Origin of the sequence: Specibacter sp. NPDC078692 (assembly GCF_040686835.1) — a bacterium.
Taxonomy (GTDB): Bacteria; Actinomycetota; Actinomycetes; order Actinomycetales; family Micrococcaceae; genus Specibacter.
The window spans coordinates 1-16729 of the sequence record NZ_JBFBLV010000036.1 but is presented as its reverse complement, the minus strand read 5'-3'; the positions used below and the strand labels follow the sequence as shown (position 1 = coordinate 16729).

Sequence of the window (16729 nt, the reverse complement as noted above, 5' to 3'; positions counted from 1 at the left end):
GCCCCGAGCCCGCCAAGGAGCCACCATGATCGAGCTAACCATCGCCGATTCCGTCGCCGAGATTATCCTGAACGCACCCTACAAACTCAATGCTCTGGATGAGGCTGCCCTGGTGGAGCTCAGCGAAAAGTACGACGCCGCTGCTGCCGCCGTCGCCGCGGGCACCGTCCGGGCGCTGCTCATTCGCGGAGAGGGACGGGCATTCTGCGCCGGCCGCGACATTGCGGGGGTTGACGGCGCCAACGACGATGCCCGCCGTTACTTGGAGGATTTGTTGGCTCCGTTGTTGCAGAAGATGGCAGCGTTTCCGGCCCCCACTTTTGCGGCGGCACAAGGTGCTTGCCTCGGTGTGGGGCTGGGACTGTTGATCGCCACAGATGTGGTCTATGTGGCTGAAAATGCCAAGTTTGGCTCGCCCTTCGGCAACCTCGGAGCCACGTTGGATTCCGGCGGGCACTGGTTATTCACCGAAATGCTGGGATCGCACCGCACCCTGGACCTGATCTACACCTCTGAACTCATCAGCGGTGCGGACGCCGTGGCGGCCGGTTTGTTCAGCCGGGCCAAACCGGCCGCGGAACTGCTGGACTTCACACGGGCCGCGGCAGCGAAAGCTGCCGCCGGGCCCACGCAAGCCTTCAACGCCAGCACAACCCTCGTTGCACAGATACGTGAGAAGCGGCTGGGACTGTGGGACGCCGTCGTACTTGAAAACGAGGCACAAATTGCCCTGTCTGCAACGGCCGATTACGCAGAAGGATTCGCTGCGTTCACGGCCAAACGGAAGCCCGACTTTACGGGCAGCTAGGCCCCGTTACTTCCGGCCGGTGAAGTGTTCCATGGACTTGTAGACGCCAAAAACGCGCCCGGCCACCACATCCCAAGCCGCGATGGGCAGGATTCCGCGCAGGGCGGTGCTCAGTTTCACCGTCCACGGCATCATGAGCATCGGCGTGCCTTCCTTCATGGCCCGCCACACGCGTTCGGTGACGGCGGCTGGTTCCATCAGCGGGGTCATGAGCGGGCCACGAGCCCCTTCAAACATGCCCGTCTTGATATACGAGGGGCAGAACGTGGTCACCTTAATGTGGTGGTGGCCAGCCTGCTTCAACTCCAGCCGCAGGGAGTCGCTCCAGCCGATCGCCGCCCATTTCGAGGACGAATAAACACTCATCCGTGGATTGGCGAGCAGCCCGGCGGCCGAGGCCACGTTGACGATCCGCGATGTCCGGCCGCCGTCGATCATGGCCGGCAGGAACTCGCGGGTAATGTGCATCAACGCCAGCGCGTTGATGGCCATGGTGGCGGCAATGTCGCTGCGCTGATCGTGTTCCCAAAAGTACTTGCCACGCACAATCCCGGCATTGTTGATGAGGATGTCCGGGGTGCCGACCTCTGCACGGACCTTTTCGGCAGCGGCCTCGATGTCTTCGAGCTTGCTGACATCCACCACGTAGCTGTGGATCACCGATCCCTTACCGCTCAGCTCGGCAACAGCCGCCGCCAGAAGTTCGGCGTTGATATCCCACAGGATGACATGCGCGGCATGGTCTTGCACGGCAAGATGCGCGTACATTTTGCCCATTCCCATGGCGGCTCCGGTGATCAGGACGGTGGCATTGGACAGGGACTCGATGGTGGCGTTCATGGGCGCTCCTTGGTGTTAGGAAGAGTGTTAGGAAGAGTGGTGGGATGAGTAGCGGGGACCGGCGGTTGGCTCGGGATGAGCTTGCCCGGGTTCATGATGCCCTCGGGATCTAGTGCGTTCTTGATGGACGTCAGGATCGTGATGCCGAGGTCACCGATTTCGGCGTTCAGGTAGGGGGCATGATCGACTCCCACGGCGTGGTGGTGGGTGATGGTGGCGCCGGCCGCGACGATGGCACGGGAGGCGGCGTCCTTGACCCGGGCGTTTTGGGCAAGCCCGTCCTTTTCCAGTCCCGAGAGGAACGTGAAGTACAAAGACGCGCCGTCGGGGTAGACGTGCGAGATGTGTGTTTGCACGAACGCTGCCGCGCCATGTTCCCCAAGTGCATCGAGGATCGACTGGCGAACAGTGCGGTACGTTTCCTCCAAGCGGCTCCATGTAGCGGCCGTTTCAAGGGTCTCCACGTAGACACCCCGGGTCAGTAATTCATCGCGCAGGTAGGGGCCGCTGAACCGTCCGTGCTCCCAGGATTTTCCGGGCAGGGACCCCAGTGGGACACCACCTGCCCTGCGCAGGATCCGGGCACTGCGCCTCCGCCGGGCCCGGATCTGAGGGGCCGGCCCTTCCCAGACGAAAAGGGCAAGGGCCGGGGTTTTTTGACCGCGGACCGAGAGGTAGCGGGATAGGGCGCCGGTCTTCCAGCCGCCCAGTTTGAAGGTCGACGCCGTTTCATCCGTGTCGCTCAAACGGCACACATGCGGCATATCGCCGCGGACACCGTGATGCCTGAGCTGGCGCATGGCCTCCGTCCCTGCCGCAAATGACGGGAAGGACCATGCCCCGTATACCTTCTCTGCCGGGGCCGGGGACACCTTGAGTGTTGCGCTGGTGATGACTCCGAGCGTGCCTTCACTGCCAACCACGACGTCGAGCAGTTTGGGCCCTGCAGCTGTGCCGGGCGCGAGGGATCCGGCATCGAAGGGTCCCATGGGGGTTTCGAGGTGTGCAGACTTGACCAGTTCGTCAGAGCGGCCGTAACCGGTGGAGGCCTGGCCGGAGGATCGCGTAGCGACGTAGCCGCCCAACGTTGCCTCTTGGTGGCTTTGCGGGAAATGTCCCAGCGTGAGCCCATGTGGGGCAAGTGCGGCTTCGATGGCCGGGCCTCTAATGCCAGCTTCGAAGCTTGCCGTGCGGGACAGTGGGTCAAGGTGCAGCAGCCGGTTCATGCGCCGCATGTCAAGGGTGATGATGCCATCAAAGCGTCCGCGCAACGGCTCCACCCCGCCTACCACCGAGGTGCCGCCACCGAAAGTCACCACTGCCAGTTTTCGTTCCACACACAGGGCCAGGATTTCCCGTACTTCCTCGGCGCTGCCGGGAAAAATGACTGCGTCGGGTGCGTCCAAGGCGTCCCCGGCACGTCGGCGCAGCAGATCAGGGGTGCTCTTGCCGCCGGCGTGGAGAATCCGTTCAGTCGCATCGATCGCGACGTGTTCGGCGCCGGTGATGGCGCGGAGTTCGGCCAGCACGGTTTCGCGCAGGGACGCGGGGCCCACGCGCACTTCGGCTAAATCAACGGGTGGGTGGACGGGTGCGACGCTGGCCAGTCCAAGGGTGCTGCGCAGAAATTCTAGCGCGCCCGGTCCCAGCGGCTTTGCGCGGGCAGGGTCACCCCAGCCGTACCAAACTGACGGGGAAATATCTTCTGTGAGATGTATCACCATGAGATACAGTGTGACACATGACGTCACAACGTACCAGTCAGCGAGCTGAGGAAAAGCTGCTCACCGCCATCCGGGACTCCGTGGTGCTCCACGGTGTCAGGCGCACCACGGCCAATGACATTGCCGAACGAGCCGGCATTTCCCGTATGACGTTTTATCGCCGCATGGGGTCAGTTGAGAATGCCGTGCTGGCGGCTCTGACCCAGGAGTTCCGCTCCTACACCGGCACCGTGCTGAGCGAAACACCGACTGGCACTACACGGGAGCAGCTGGTGCACTTCGCCGTGGAGAGCGTGCGCGTATTTGCCACCTCGGAACTGCTGGGGTCCATCGCCGAACGCGACCCTGAATTCCTGATCCCCTATGTGACCGACAGATTCGGGGCCAGCCAGCAGCTCATCCTTGAGCAGCTGCAGGCGCTGCTGGATACCGGTTCCGCCGACGGCAGCGTTGAGTCTGCGCCAGGAACTGCAACTACTCTGCTGCTCGCCGTGCAGGGTGTGGCGCTGTCCTCACGGGTGCTGCTGAAAATGGGCACCTTCGATGACTCCCTGACTGAGCTGAAGAAAATGCTTGAACGCTATCTCACGCCGCAACACGCTGCCGCTGGTGAGGAAAAGGCATGACCATGGAAAACCCAGCCAAACAAGCAGCCAAACGAGTGGCCAAGCAAGCTCCGCAGAACCCCGCGTGGATCAGTGACCTCACCCGCCAGCGATCTCTGGAGTATTTGGCAGAACACACAGTGGATGTTGCTGTGGTGGGAGGTGGCATCACCGGGGTGGGGGTTGCCTTGGATGCCGTGAGCCGGGGCCTGAGCGTTGCGCTGATTGAGAGTGGTGATCTGGCCTCCGGAACCAGCGGATACAGTTCCAAGCTCATCCACGGAGGCCTGCGCTATCTCGCAAAAATGGACTTCTCTGTCGCATGGGAGTCTGCTGTTGAGCGGCGCTGGCTCATGAGCAAGATTGCCCCGCATCTGGTGCATCCACTCGCCTTCGTTATCCCCGATGCCCGCACGGCACCCGCATGGGAAGGCCTAGCGGCCGGTGCTGGCGTGGTCATTTATGACGTGCTGCGCAGGTTCTCAGGACTGGGCAGCGCTGTGCTGCCGCGCCCGCAGCTGTTGTCCCGTCAGGCAGTCGGTGCCATGGTGCCGGGTTTGAATGAGGAGGCGTTGCGCCGTGGCTATTTGTATTGGGACGGGCAGGTGGTGGACGATGCCCGGCTGGTGATCGGCATCGCCCGGACCGCCGCCGGGCTGGGCGCGCACATTCTGCGTGATGTGAAGGCCACGGCACTGACGGCGGAGACTGTTGACGCGCTCGATGCCAGGACCGGAGCGCCGGTGTCCATCCGGGCCCGGGTAGTTGTGAATGCCACGGGTGTTTGGACCACCGATTTCGAACCGCAGCTAAGCGTTACACCCAGCCGCGGCACGCACCTGGTGGTTCGGGCCGAACGGCTGGGCAATCCTCACGCCGCGCACACAGTCGCCGTGCCGGGACACTTTGGCCGCTACGTTTTTGTGCTGCCGCAACCAGACGGTGTTGTTTACATTGGGCTCACCGACGAGGAGGACCAAACGGCGGACGGGCACCATCCCGAAGTTCCAGAGCACGACGTCGACTTCCTCCTTGACATTGTCAACACCACCTTGGCGCTACCCCTGACGCGCGATGACGTAGTTGGTTCATTTGCGGGACTTCGGCCGCTCGTGCGAGTTGCGCACGCAGGGGATGAAACCGCCGATATTTCCAGGCGGCACCTGGTCCGGGACGTTCCTGGCCAGCCCATCACAGTGGTGGGCGGGAAGATGACCACCTACCGGCGCATGGCTCAAGACGCGGTCGACGCCGTGACCGCTCGTCTTGGGGTGAGTGCACCCTGCCGGACCAAGACCTTGGCGCTGGTGGGGTCCGCGTCTACGAAGGTACTCAGCAAGATTGACGCCCCGGCCCGGCTGGTGGCGAAATACGGCACCGAAGCCACCGCCTTACAGGCGCTTGGGCTGGAAAATCCGCAGCTGGCTGAGCCCCTGTTCGAGGGGGCAGCAGTCACCGGCGCGGAATTGCTGTTCGCGGTACTGGCGGAAGGGGCAAGCAGCGTCGAAGATCTACTGGAGCGGCGAACCCGGCTGGCATTCGTGCCGGCGGACGCACAGCGGGCCTTGGGGCCGGCAGCGGATATTTTAGTGCTCGCAGCGTCTATGACTGCTGCCGAAGGAACGAGTAAGTGAGCGCCGTTTCCGGTGGCAACGCCCTGCTGCTGGTCAACCCGACATCGGGTCGGGGGCGTGGCTTGCGGCTGCTGACTCGGACAGCCCAGGCGTTGAGGGATGCTGGCTTCTCCCTTGACGTTTCAGTGACTGCCAGCATGGCGGATGCAACGGAGCAGGCGCGTGCCGCCGTGCCAGACAGTCTCGTGGCGGTCTTGGGTGGGGATGGTTTTCTGGGGGCCGTAGCCGCAGGGGCGCGGGAATCGGGCGCCATCGTCCTTCCCCTGGCCGGAGGGCGCGGCAACGACACGGTGCGGCGGCTGGGCCTGGCCCTTGACCCGGTTAAAGCGGTTCAGAATCTGGATCGACTAGTAGTGCGTGAACTCGATCTTGGCCTCGCCAACAGCCATCCCTATCTGGGTGTCGCCAATGCCGGTTTTGATGGTGTCGCCACCGAATATGGCAACAACACGAGGCTGAATCTGGGGCCTTTTATTTACCTGTACGGCGGGATCCGGGCGTTCTTGGACTGGAGGAACGTGACCTTCACAGTGTCAGTAGATGGCAAGGAAAGCAGCTTCCCAGGGTGGCTTGTCGCGGTCGGAAACGTTGGCCAATATGGGGGAGGGCTACGCATTGCCCCACTTGCCAAGGCCGACGACGGCCAACTTGACGTGGTCTCGCTGGGCCGCGCCACCATCCTCGGGGTAGCAGCCACCTTCCTGCGTTCCTACAGGGGCAGTCATCTGGGGCAGCGTAACGTCAGCTTTACTCGGGGCAGCGTGGTGAGAATCAATGCCAGCAAACCGTTGAACCTCTATGCCGACGGCGAGATGGTGGCAACGTTGCCCACTCTGTTAGAGGTCCTGCCCAGGGCCGTGAAGTTCCTTGTCCCGGCCGATTCACAGGCGCTAGCCTAAGCGGGACTCTGCCCCGTTGTTGTGCGCGAAGTTGCCGCTGGACGGCGGCGGGCTACGAAGGGCCACGCAATGGTCACCGCACCGAGCACTACAAGGATCAAGGCTTCGCCAGGAAAATCGACGACGCGCAGGACAATCGCGGCGGCCAGGTAGGGCAGGGCCGCCCACTTCAACGGCGTGTGCTTCAGGCGGCTGCCCCAGGCAAAGAGCAGAAGTGCAAAGAACAGGCTCAGTTCAAAACGGGCTGACCATTCTACGAAGAAGAAGATGGCGCCCACGATCACCAGGACTCCTGCTGCCGAGGTGGTCTGGCGGCGGGCTTCCGCTCCGTCCGTGCCTGTTTTCTTGCTGAAGGAGAGTGTCAGCCAGATCAGGGCCGCGCAAATGGCCGGAAGTAGCGGTGTCAGAAAGAACACGGGAGCGCTGATGGTGGCGGGGTCCCCTGCACCGAGAAGCAGCATTAGCGCCGAAAGTAGTGCGCCGAGACCGGCCGCGATGAAGACCAGTCCGTTCACCGCTGGAGCTTCCTGTACTGCAACGGCGGATTCGGCAGCTTCGGCCCGGAGTGTGTGGTGATTCTTCATGTCCCCATCGTCGCAGCTTTCTTGACCGCCACAATTCAGTCGGTATTCAGTTCAGGGGACGGGTTCCTTCCGGTAGAGCGCCGTTGTTCATTAGTGCTGTGGCGGCGTCAGCCAGTGCCGTCAGGGCCACTCGCTGCGTCCACGGACCATAGGAGACTCGCGCCACACCCAACGCTTGAAGGGTGGCCGGAGAAAGTGATCCCGGGACGTTGATGACACTCACTTTTCCGTGCCCAATGCCAGCCACCAAAGCCTTGACGGTGGGCTCATCGAGTTTGCCGGGGACGAAGATGCAGGCGGCGCCCACCTCAAGATAGGCGCGACCGCGTTCGATAGCGGATTCAAGGACTTCGCGGGGGTCGTGGTCCGCCCCGCGCAGGAATGCGTCCGTGCGTGCATTGAGAACAAAGTCGATGCCTTCTGCGGCTCCGGCGTCGGCGGCCTGTTTCATCTGCGCCACGGCCTGTGCCAGCGGGCGCATCTGATCCTCGATGTTGGCGCCCGTGATCCCCACGCCGATGGCCCGCCTCACGGTCTCGCCCGGATTACCGTAGCCGGCCTCAAGGTCAGCCGAAACTGGAAGCTCGGTGGCGGCGGCAATGCGGCCCACTGCTTCGATCATGGTGGCTACCGGGATGTGCTCGCCGTCTTCGTAGCCTTACGATGCGGCAATGGAGTGGCTGGCGGTGGCCAGTGCCCGGGTTCCGGGGAGGTCTGCAATGACCTTTGCCGTGATGGCATCCCAGACATTGACTACCTGCAGGATTTCCGGAGCCTGATGGAGGCGGAGTAATTCGGTGGATTTGGTTGCAGTGTTTACCGGTGTGGGATTCATGATTTCAGCGTAGCCGGGGCAGGCGGAAATAGGCAGGGGGTCACCGGGCGTCGAGGTCCTCGAAAATGAGGTGTGTCTGGGTGTCGAGTACGCCGGGCATGGATTGCAGCTGGTCAAAGACCACCCGGCGCAGGCCCTGATTGTCGTGCGCGCGCACCAGCAGAATCACATCAAAATCACCGCCGACCAAGGCAATGTGCTCCACCTGGGGGATTGCCCGCAGTTGCTCGCGCAACTCCCGCCACGCATGCTGGCTGACCTTCAACGTCACGTAGGCGCTGGACTTCAGCCCGGCCTTCACCGGATCAATGACTGCCGTGAACCTGCTCAGTACGCCGGAGGACGTCAGCCGCCCAATGCGGGCATAGGCGTGGGCGCGTGAAATGTGAACATTCTGGGCCACCGCACTGACTGATATGCGCCCGTCACGCGTGAGCTCGGCAATGATCAAGCGGTCGATCTCATCCAGTGGCACCGCGTCATTCGGATCGACAAGGCCGGCAGAACTATCAGTGCCTTCTGAACTCTCGGAATGCATGGTGCTCCTTCCATCGAGCTTCTGACGAGCTTGTGACGAGTTTGGTGGGGCGGGCAGACAAGCTGAGAGCCACTGCCACCCACGCCGCGGTTATGTCTTCCAGAGTAAGGAATATGTGCGCAAGAATCCACAGTTCTTTACTTTGCTGGCGACAAACAGTCTCAAATTCCATACTTGAAATAACGGAACATCTTATTTTATTGTACTGATTATTTGTTTGAGCTCAGATTCATCGTGATCGGCTGTGAGGAGTGTTCAATGACGAACCACCCAGAATTTATGGACCACCCGGGCAATGCCGCGTTGCTGACCGGCCAGCATGGTGAATACCTGCTGCCCTCGCATGATCCGGTGCAACTAGTCACCTCTGAGGGCACCTTGCGCAGTCGCGAAGTGGGGCGCAACGCCGGGAACTTTAAGGACAGCTATCCCATGCCTGATGCGGCAACGCTGCGCCGAGGTTATGCGGGATTGGTCCTCGGGCGGCGGATTAATGAGCAAGCCGGTGCGTTGGTGCGGCAGGGACGCATGGCCGTGTATCCGTCGTCGCTGGGGCAGGAAGCCTGCCAGGTGGCGGCGTGGATGGTTCTGGACCGCAGCGACTGGCTGTTTGCAAGCTACCGGGACACGGTCGCCATCATGGGGCGTGGCGTGAGCGCCAACGAAGCCTTCGAATCACTGCGAGGCGACTGGCACAGCGGCTTTGACCCCTACGAATACAACACGGCGCTGCCCACCACACCTCTGGCCACGCAATTGCTGCATGCCGTGGGCGTGGCGCATGCGGCTAAGTTGCGCGGCGAGGACACCGTGGTGCTGGCCATGTGCGGCGATGGCGCCACCAGCGAGGGCGACTTCCACGAGGCCCTGAACTTCGCCGCCGTCTTCCACGTCCCTGCCGTGTTCCTCATCCAGAACAACCAGTACGCCATTTCGGTCCCGCTCATCCATCAAAACGTTGCCCCGTCGCTGGCCCACAAGGCGATTGGCTACGGTATGCCTGGCGAGCGCGTGGACGGCAACGACCTGGCTGCCCCGCTGACGGTGCTGGGTGCCGCGGTGGATAGGGCGCGAAAAGGTGGCGGGCCGGCTCTCATCGAGGCGCACACCTACCGGATGGAAGCCCACACCAATGCCGATGATTCCACCCGCTACCGCACCGCCGAGGAGGTGGCGCAGTGGGTGCCTAAGGATCCCTTGAAGCGCCTGCACAAGTACCTCTCCGATGCCGGAGAGTTGAGTTCGGAGCAAGCGGAGGCTTTCACTGTGGCTGCGGATGGTGTGGCGAAAGCGCTGCGGGATGGGCTCAATGCGCCCAGCTCACCCGATCCGCTGGACATCTTCCGCTTTGTCTATAGCGAGCCAACGCCGCAACTGCGCAAGCAGAGCCGTCAACTTGCAGCGGAATTGGCGGCCGCGACGGTTGCTTCTGACACTACCGCTGCTGGTGGATATGGATCGGCGGCGAGGTCATGACGGCCGCCCCAGCGCTCGCAGCACCGGAAATTACAGGGCGTCAGGAGCTGACCTTTGCCAAAGCCCTGAACCTGGCCATGGCCGACGCCATGGCAGCGGATGCCTCCGTGCTGGTTTTCGGTGAAGATGTGGGCACCTTAGGAGGGGTATTCCGTATTACTGACGGGCTGGCGAAGCGCTTCGGTGAGGAACGCTGCTTTGACACGCCGCTGGCCGAATCAGGGATCGTCGGGATGGCCACCGGCATGGCCATCAATGGCATGAGACCTGTGGTGGAGATGCAGTTTGATGCCTTCGCCTACCCAGCCTTTGAGCAGATCGCCAGCCATGTGGCCAAGATGGGCAACCGCACCAGGGGACGGATCCGCCTACCATTGGTCATCCGCATCCCCTACGCAGGTGGGATCGGGGGAGTGGAGCACCACTGCGATTCTTCCGAAGGCTACTACGTCCAGACTCCGGGGCTGACTGTCCTGACGCCGTCGAGCATTGCCGATGCGTACATCTTGCTGCGCGATGCCATTGCCTCCCCGGACCCCGTGGTGTTCATGGAACCGAAGAAACTGTATTTTTCCAAGGGCACCGTGGACGTGGATGAATTGCGGGCTCGCTATGCCTCGCCCGCCGGGACGGGCGGTGCGGCTGCTGGCCCGTCAACCATTGGGCAGGCAGCCGTGATCCGTGCCGGTACTGATGCCACGCTCATTGCCTACGGACCGTCGGTGGCGCCGGCGCTCGCTGCGGCGGAAACTGCCGCCGCGGAGGGCCGGTCACTGCAGGTTATTGATGTCCGGTCCTTGGTCCCGTACGACGAGGCGACCATAGATGCCGCTGTCCGCTCCACGGGTCGCGCCGTTGTCATTGCGGAGGCTCCGGGTTTCGCATCGATGGCAGCAGAAATTGCGGCTGGAATTCAGGAACGCTGTTTCCATTCGCTGGCGGCACCGGTGCTGCGAGTGACAGGCTTCGATGTCCCCTACCCGGCACCGAAACTGGAACACTACTACCTTCCCGGCGTTGACCGGATCCTCGATGCCGTGGACCGGCTGCAATGGGAGCAATCATGAGCGTGCAGACAACTGGGCAAGTATTCCTCCTTCCTGACCTCGGCGAGGGGCTCGTTGAAGTAGAGCTGGTGACCTGGCTGGTGGCGGTCGGCGACAAGGTGGAGCTTGACCAGCCCATCGCCGAAGTTGAAACCGCCAAGTCAGTGGTGGAGGTGCCCTCACCCTTTGAAGGAACTGTCACAACCTTGCACGGTGCACAAGGCGACGTTCTAGAGGTGGGCAAACCGTTGATCACCATTTCCGTGCCGGAATCAGCGGGAGAGCCCAACGTAGATCCAGGGCAGGGAGAACCTGAGGGGGCACCTGAAGCCGGATCTGAAGCATCCGCACCTGAGCACGTCAGTGAGTCCACCTCCGCTGAAACTCAGCAGGCAAAGCCGGATGGTTCGGGCAACGTGCTGATTGGCTACGGCACCTCCGAGGTACTTGGTGTCGGTCGACGCCGGCCGTCCTTGGCCGCCACCGCCCGGAGTGCACCGCTGGTCATTTCTCCGGTAGTACGGAAACTGGCCAACGACAACGGAATCGCGCTCGCGGACATCCACGGTTCGGGCGAGGACGGTCTCATCCTTCGCGCGGATGTGGTGGCGGCGATTGGATCGCCAGCACCCGGTGGGAGCCCGCCGCAACGTGGGGTGAGAGCACCGCATGAGGTGAGGGAGATCGCGGCGGAGGTGCCCGGCGTCGTCCATCAACGCACCGGGCTGAGCGTGACAGCACGGGTTCCGCTGAGCGGCATGAAAAAAGCAGCCGCAGCCTCATTGGTGCGCAGCCGGCGGGAAATTCCGGAGGCCACGGTCTGGGTGGATGTGGACGCGACGGCCCTGCTGGAACTGCGTGCCGGACTGGGCGAAAGCGCGCCTGGTGTATTGGCCTTTGTGTCTCGATTTGTTGCGGCGGGGCTGGCCAATTTTCCGGAACTGAACATGTCGCTGGAAAATCACGACGGCGTCGACGAGCTCATCACTTTTGCGGGCATTAACTTAGGTTTTGCGGTGCAGACTCAGCGGGGCCTGATGGTGCCGGTGTTGCGGAATGCGCAGGGTCGCACGGCGCGGGAGCTGGATGCCGCGATTGCTGAGTTGGCGGCGCAGGCGCGGGCTGGACGGGCGGGCCCCACGGAGCTGTCCGGCGGGACCTTCACCATCAACAACTACGGCGTGCTCGGCGTGGACGGATCGGCAGTCATCATCAACTATCCCGAGGCCGCGATGCTGGGTTTGGGGCGCATCATTGACAGGCCGTGGGTGGTTGATGGCGAATTGCGGGTCCGCAAGATGACCGAGCTGACGTTGGCTTTTGACCACCGCGTCTGCGACGGCGCCGTCGCCGCGGGGTTCCTGCGATTCGTTGCCGATGCCATGGAATACCCGGCGGGTGTGCTGGCCGATCTATGACCGGGCAGGCCGTAATCTAGCGGACTGTAACTGGGTAGAGACTAGGGTCGGAGCATGACACACCAGCGGGCGAATTCGCGGCACGAGAAGTGGCAGCACCTTGGCGGGGGAAGCTACGTGACGGCCAGCAATGCCGCCCGGGCGCTGGTGAACATCGGCCTCGTGGTGGGTGCCGAGCGGGCTCTTCTTATCGACACCGGCTGCGGGCCGCGCCATGCCACCGAAATCCTTTCCGCGGTGCGCACGCTGACTCCGCTGCCCCTCGTCGTCGCCAACACTCACGCCCATTGGGACCATTTCTTCGGCAACGCCATATTCCGGGACGAAGGCTTCACGCACGACGCCGGCACCCAGTTTTGGGCACACGCCGCCGCCGCTCGGGGCATGGCTGGGACGGGGGAGTCCCAGCGGGCAGAGGTGGCTGGGCCGGAACCTGAGATGGCTGCCGGGATCGGGCCCGGGACAGAGATTGTGCTGCCCACGCATGTGCTTGAGCAGGAACCAGTTGCGCTTGATCTGGGCGGAATCAGCGTGAAGTTGTTCTGTCTGGGGCGTGGTCATACCGACGGGGATCTCATGGTGGGTGCCCCAGGCGTGCTCTTTGCCGGCGACGTGCTGGAAGAAGGTGCCGCACCGCAATTTGAGGGTTCATTCCCGAACCAGTGGGCTGGGGTGCTTCGGACGCTTGGCGGCATGGGTGAACAGTATCCGGTCATGGTGCCGGGCCACGGTCAGCCTGTGACTGCAGCCTTCGCCGCAGAGCTGGCCGACACCGTGGAATTAGGCCCGGCCATTTAGGCGTGGCCTGTTAGGTGCGGCCCGTTGGATCCGGTCAGCCAGGCTACGCCATGTAAGCCATGTAAGCCATTGCCGCCTAGCGCCGCAGTGAGACGGTGTTCCAGGGTGCCAGCAGCGCAGGGCTAAAGTGGTGACAGTGAAAAGTTCCGTGCCTCCCGGCGATTTCAGCCTTTGGTCCATTGCAGTTCCGGCCTTCGGGCCGTCGCTGCTCTTTGGTATTGGCGAGGGCGCCATCCTGCCCATCATTCCGCTCAGTGCCCGTGACATGGGGTCTTCGCTGGCAGGTGCAGCGTTGGTGGTGGCGTTGATTGGTATTGGTTCGCTGGCCAGTAACATTCCGGCGTCCCTGCTCACCGCCAGATTTGGCGAGCGGAGAGGCATGGTCGGGGCGGCATTGCTCAGCATAGTTGCGCTGCTGCTGTGTGTTTCCGCAACCAGTTTGTGGCTCTTTGCTGTGGGCGTTTTGCTGATCGGGGCAGCCTCGGCCGTCTTCAACTTGGCCAGACAAAGTTACCTCACAGAGGCCGTGCCCCCGTTGATGCGTGCCCGGGCCATGTCCACGCTGGGCGGGGTGGGGCGGATCGGGCTCTTTGCTGGGCCGTTCATTGGCGCCCTGGCGATTCACCTGGTGGGGTTGGCCGGAGCATACTGGGTGGCCGTTGTCGCCGTCGCGGCAGCCGGGACACTGGCTTGGTGGCTGCCGGATCTGGTCAGTGATCGATACGAAAAGATCGCAGGACCAGCCCCGACGCTGGGCTCCTTGGTGGCAGCGCATCGGCGGCTGTTGTTGACTGTGGGGGTAGGGATCCTGTTAGTCAGTGCGGTGCGTTCAGCCCGGCAAGTGGTGGTGCCGTTGTGGGCCGACAACCTAGGGCTGAGCCCTGCCGCGACCTCTCTCATCTACGGGCTGTCCGGTGCCATCGACATGTTGGTTTTTTATCCGGCCGGCAAGGTCATGGATAAGAAGGGACGCATCTGGGTCGCTATCCCTTCCATGACGCTTATGGGTGTTGCTCTCTTGTTGATGCCACTGACCACCGGAGCTGTAGCACTTTTGATGGTGGCGTTGTTGATTGGATTTGGCAACGGCATCGGATCGGGACTCATCATGACCCTCGGCGCCGATTACGCACCGCGGCAGGGACGGGCCCAATTCCTTGGCTTGTGGCGCTTCATGTCCGATCTTGGCGGGACTAGTGGGCCGGCAATTCTAGCTGGGCTGACGGCGGCCCTCACGTTGTCGTTCGGGATCGCCGCAACAGGCGTACTTGGACTCGCCGCCGCTGCCGTCCTAGGATATTTCGTTCCCCGCAACAAGCCGATTCAGCGCTAAGAACCCCAGACCTAAGAACCCCAGCGCCAAGACGAGCAGCGCGCAGAACATTAGCTCCGGCGTCGTACGGGCAAGGTCAGCAAGAGCGTTCCGGCAACGGTCAAACCATAGCCGCCCACCACAATCTGGCCCACCCCGGCAAGGAAGAATTTGGTGGTGCTAGTGGCCTCGGGCGCTGATAATTGCCACAGCAGCAAGGCCACAGCGAGTCCGGAAACAAGTGCCAAAACGGCGGTCGTCAGAACCCAACCGCGGCCCGACGCCCAGTGCATATCCGAGCCCAGCCACACATTCCACCGGGGCCCGGTCCGCAGAATAGCCAACGCCGCCAACGACGTCCAGAACGCCACAATGAAGAACGCGGCCAGAACGTCGGCGGGGCGGTGCCACTGGTTGATCAGGGTGGAGATGCCAGCCAAAATGGCGTAGCTGCCACCCACAAAAGCCGCAGCTGGCCGCCACCTCGGGGAGACCACCAGGAACACGGCGGCGGCGGCGCTGGCAGCTATCGTGCTGTGACCCGACGGCAGAGAATTCAGAGCCAGGGTGGGGACACCCAGATCCGGGCGGTCGGGCAGGCCAGCCTTGATCAGTTGCGTGGATAAATTAGCCGCAACCATCGCGGCCAAGGCGATCCCCGCAGCCTTCCAGCGGCGCCTCGCAAGCGTGACAAAAAGGACCACCACGGCGGCCACCACCACGGAAGTGACAGGCAAATAGTCCAACACTTGGGCTGCCTGGGTGCCGATTCGAGCCTGCGCCACGGCGGCCTCCACCAAGGCGGACTCATCAATAAGTTGGCCCGTGGTGGTGTTCACGAAGAAGCGGTAGCTCAGGATGAAGCCGGTCAAGCTAATGATCGCCGCAAACACAAAAGGCCACGCGGGGACAGGGCCGGGGGCGGCACCACCGGTGCGGTGCTGGGCAGTGTGGGTTTTCATTGACTCTAGGTTCCCACAGATTCATGGGAGCTCGCTGACCACCGCGGTACAGTGAAAACATGTACTCCGTGCCGCCATTTGACGAAATTCTTGCCACCGCCCATGTCGTCGCCCTGCCCATGAACGTGAAATTCCGGGGCGTTTCGCTGCGCGAAGTGATGGTCTTTTGTGGCCCTGCCGGGTGGGCTGAGTTTTCCCCCTTTGTGGAGTACGACGACGTCGAGTCGGCCAGGTGGTTGGCCTCGGCTTTGGAGGCTGGCTGGGTTGGGCACCCCGAGGCGGTGCGTGACTGGGTGCCGGTCAATGCCACCGTTCCTGCCGTATCCGCTGACCAGGTGCCCTCCGTGCTGGGCGCTTTTGACGCGGTTCATACGGTGAAGATCAAGGTAGCCGAGGCCGGGCAGTCGCTCGGTGAGGACGTTGCCCGGGTGAGCGCCGTTAGGCATGCGCTGCCAGATGCCAAGATCCGTATCGACGCCAATGGTGGGTGGGAAGTGGAGCAGGCCGTGCAAGCGTTGCGCGCACTCTCCGTGTTCGGGCTCGAATACGCCGAACAGCCGGTGGCCACCATTGCCGAGATGGCCACCGTGCGACATGCGCTAAACGGCTCGGTACTGATCGCCGCGGACGAAAGCGTCCGCAAAGCCACCGACCCGCTCGCCGTGGCCCGAGCCGGGGCAGCCGATCTGTTGATCATCAAGGCGGCACCCTTGGGCGGCGTGCGCCGGGCGTTAGACATTGTGGCCGAAGCGGGGCTGCCCGCCGTGGTGAGCTCGGCCCTGGATTCCTCAGTGGGCATCAGCACCGGATTGGCGCTCGCCGCAGCACTGCCAGAACTTCCTTACGCTTGCGGTTTAGGCACGGTATCGCTCATGGCGGGCGATATTGCCGAGCCAAGCCTGGTAGCCGTGGACGGCGGTATGCGTCCGCGCGAGGTAGTGGCCAATCCCGAACTGCTGGAACGCTTTGCCGCTCCCGCCGAGCGCCGCGATTGGTGGTTGGAGCGACTGCGCCGCTGCCACGCCCTGCTATAGCCGCTGGTACGTCGTGGTTCGGAATTCGCGTCAGCCCCTCCTAGCTTCGGAACGCGACCCAGCCCCTCCTAGCTTCGGAACGCGAGTCGGCGGATATGGCCCCCTAAATCGCGAATAGGGGGCCTCGGGTTGGTCTTACCCGGCCTCGGCCTCGGTATGAAGGCGGGCACCCGGCGGGCATAGTCGCGGTATTCATCCCCGAATTCGGCCGTCATG

General features: G+C 62.9%; 15 protein-coding genes and 1 pseudogene. 10 read left to right on the top strand and 6 right to left on the bottom strand.

The features are described from left to right. Window positions 1–25: 25 nt before the first annotated feature. Window positions 26–808, top strand: coding sequence for an enoyl-CoA hydratase-related protein (locus AB0O97_RS17955; protein ID WP_363842851.1), 783 nt, complete (start codon window positions 26–28; stop codon window positions 806–808). A 6-nt stretch (window positions 809–814) separates the two neighbouring features. Here the strand turns inward: AB0O97_RS17955 and AB0O97_RS17950 are convergent, their stop codons facing one another. Both AB0O97_RS17950 and AB0O97_RS17945 read right to left on the bottom strand, forming a co-directional pair. Then, window positions 815–1648 (bottom strand): SDR family oxidoreductase, encoded by an 834-nt coding sequence (locus AB0O97_RS17950; RefSeq protein WP_363842853.1) that lies wholly within the window; start codon window positions 1646–1648, stop codon window positions 815–817. Further along, window positions 1645–3372, bottom strand: a complete 1728-nt coding sequence (locus AB0O97_RS17945; RefSeq protein ID WP_363884506.1) for an FAD-binding oxidoreductase — start codon at window positions 3370–3372, stop codon at window positions 1645–1647. Before AB0O97_RS17945 ends, AB0O97_RS17950 begins: the two co-directional genes overlap by 4 nt. Before the next feature lie 17 nt (window positions 3373–3389). Here AB0O97_RS17945 and AB0O97_RS17940 point away from each other — a divergent pair, with 17 nt between their 5' ends. The 3 genes from AB0O97_RS17940 to AB0O97_RS17930 are packed head-to-tail and all read left to right on the top strand — an operon-like array spanning window position 3390 to window position 6510. Continuing rightward, complete coding sequence (locus tag AB0O97_RS17940) at window positions 3390–3998, top strand: TetR/AcrR family transcriptional regulator (RefSeq protein ID WP_363884504.1); 609 nt, start codon at window positions 3390–3392, stop codon at window positions 3996–3998. Then, window positions 3995–5611 (top strand): glycerol-3-phosphate dehydrogenase/oxidase, encoded by a 1617-nt coding sequence (locus tag AB0O97_RS17935; RefSeq protein ID WP_363884502.1) that lies wholly within the window; start codon window positions 3995–3997, stop codon window positions 5609–5611. The genes AB0O97_RS17940 and AB0O97_RS17935 overlap by 4 nt, the downstream gene beginning before the upstream one ends. After that, a complete protein-coding gene (locus AB0O97_RS17930; protein ID WP_363884500.1) occupies window positions 5608–6510 on the top strand; it encodes a diacylglycerol kinase family protein in 903 nt (300 codons plus the stop codon). Before AB0O97_RS17935 ends, AB0O97_RS17930 begins: the two co-directional genes overlap by 4 nt. On the opposite strand, the gene AB0O97_RS17925 is transcribed toward AB0O97_RS17930, so the two are convergent. The 3 genes and pseudogenes from AB0O97_RS17925 to AB0O97_RS17915 all read right to left on the bottom strand — a co-directional run bounded on the left by AB0O97_RS17925 (window position 6507) and on the right by AB0O97_RS17915 (window position 8467). Further along, window positions 6507–7094, bottom strand: a complete 588-nt coding sequence (locus AB0O97_RS17925; RefSeq protein ID WP_363884498.1) for a hypothetical protein — start codon at window positions 7092–7094, stop codon at window positions 6507–6509. The genes AB0O97_RS17930 and AB0O97_RS17925 overlap by 4 nt on opposite strands. A gap of 46 nt (window positions 7095–7140) precedes the next feature. After that, a pseudogene (locus AB0O97_RS17920) lies at window positions 7141–7929 on the bottom strand (isocitrate lyase/phosphoenolpyruvate mutase family protein). Between the two features lie 40 nt (window positions 7930–7969). Continuing rightward, window positions 7970–8467 carry an Lrp/AsnC family transcriptional regulator gene (locus tag AB0O97_RS17915; RefSeq protein WP_363884497.1) on the bottom strand — a complete coding sequence of 166 codons (498 nt, stop codon included), beginning with the start codon at window positions 8465–8467 and terminating at the stop codon, window positions 7970–7972. A gap of 279 nt (window positions 8468–8746) precedes the next feature. On the opposite strand from AB0O97_RS17915, the gene AB0O97_RS17910 reads away from it, so the two are divergent. The 5 genes from AB0O97_RS17910 to AB0O97_RS17890 all read left to right on the top strand — a co-directional run bounded on the left by AB0O97_RS17910 (window position 8747) and on the right by AB0O97_RS17890 (window position 14538). After that, complete coding sequence (locus AB0O97_RS17910; RefSeq protein WP_363884528.1) at window positions 8747–9943, top strand: thiamine pyrophosphate-dependent dehydrogenase E1 component subunit alpha; 1197 nt, start codon at window positions 8747–8749, stop codon at window positions 9941–9943. After that, window positions 9940–11010: a transketolase C-terminal domain-containing protein gene (locus AB0O97_RS17905; protein ID WP_363884495.1), complete on the top strand. Its 1071-nt coding sequence runs from the start codon at window positions 9940–9942 to the stop codon at window positions 11008–11010. Before AB0O97_RS17910 ends, AB0O97_RS17905 begins: the two co-directional genes overlap by 4 nt. Further along, window positions 11007–12407, top strand: a complete 1401-nt coding sequence (locus AB0O97_RS17900; protein ID WP_363884494.1) for a dihydrolipoamide acetyltransferase family protein — start codon at window positions 11007–11009, stop codon at window positions 12405–12407. The genes AB0O97_RS17905 and AB0O97_RS17900 overlap by 4 nt, the downstream gene beginning before the upstream one ends. A 54-nt stretch (window positions 12408–12461) precedes the next feature. Next, window positions 12462–13205, top strand: coding sequence for an MBL fold metallo-hydrolase (locus tag AB0O97_RS17895; protein ID WP_363884492.1), 744 nt, complete (start codon window positions 12462–12464; stop codon window positions 13203–13205). Between the two features lie 136 nt (window positions 13206–13341). Beyond that, complete coding sequence (locus AB0O97_RS17890) at window positions 13342–14538, top strand: MFS transporter (RefSeq protein ID WP_363884490.1); 1197 nt, start codon at window positions 13342–13344, stop codon at window positions 14536–14538. A gap of 50 nt (window positions 14539–14588) precedes the next feature. On the opposite strand, the gene AB0O97_RS17885 is transcribed toward AB0O97_RS17890, so the two are convergent. Next, entirely contained in the window at window positions 14589–15479 is an 891-nt protein-coding gene (locus AB0O97_RS17885) for a phosphatase PAP2 family protein (protein WP_363842883.1), read from the bottom strand. A gap of 59 nt (window positions 15480–15538) precedes the next feature. Here AB0O97_RS17885 and AB0O97_RS17880 point away from each other — a divergent pair, with 59 nt between their 5' ends. After that, the gene (locus tag AB0O97_RS17880) at window positions 15539–16513 is read left to right on the top strand and encodes an o-succinylbenzoate synthase (protein ID WP_363884489.1); all 975 of its coding nucleotides are present in this window, start codon (window positions 15539–15541) and stop codon (window positions 16511–16513) included. Window positions 16514–16729 lie beyond the last annotated feature (216 nt).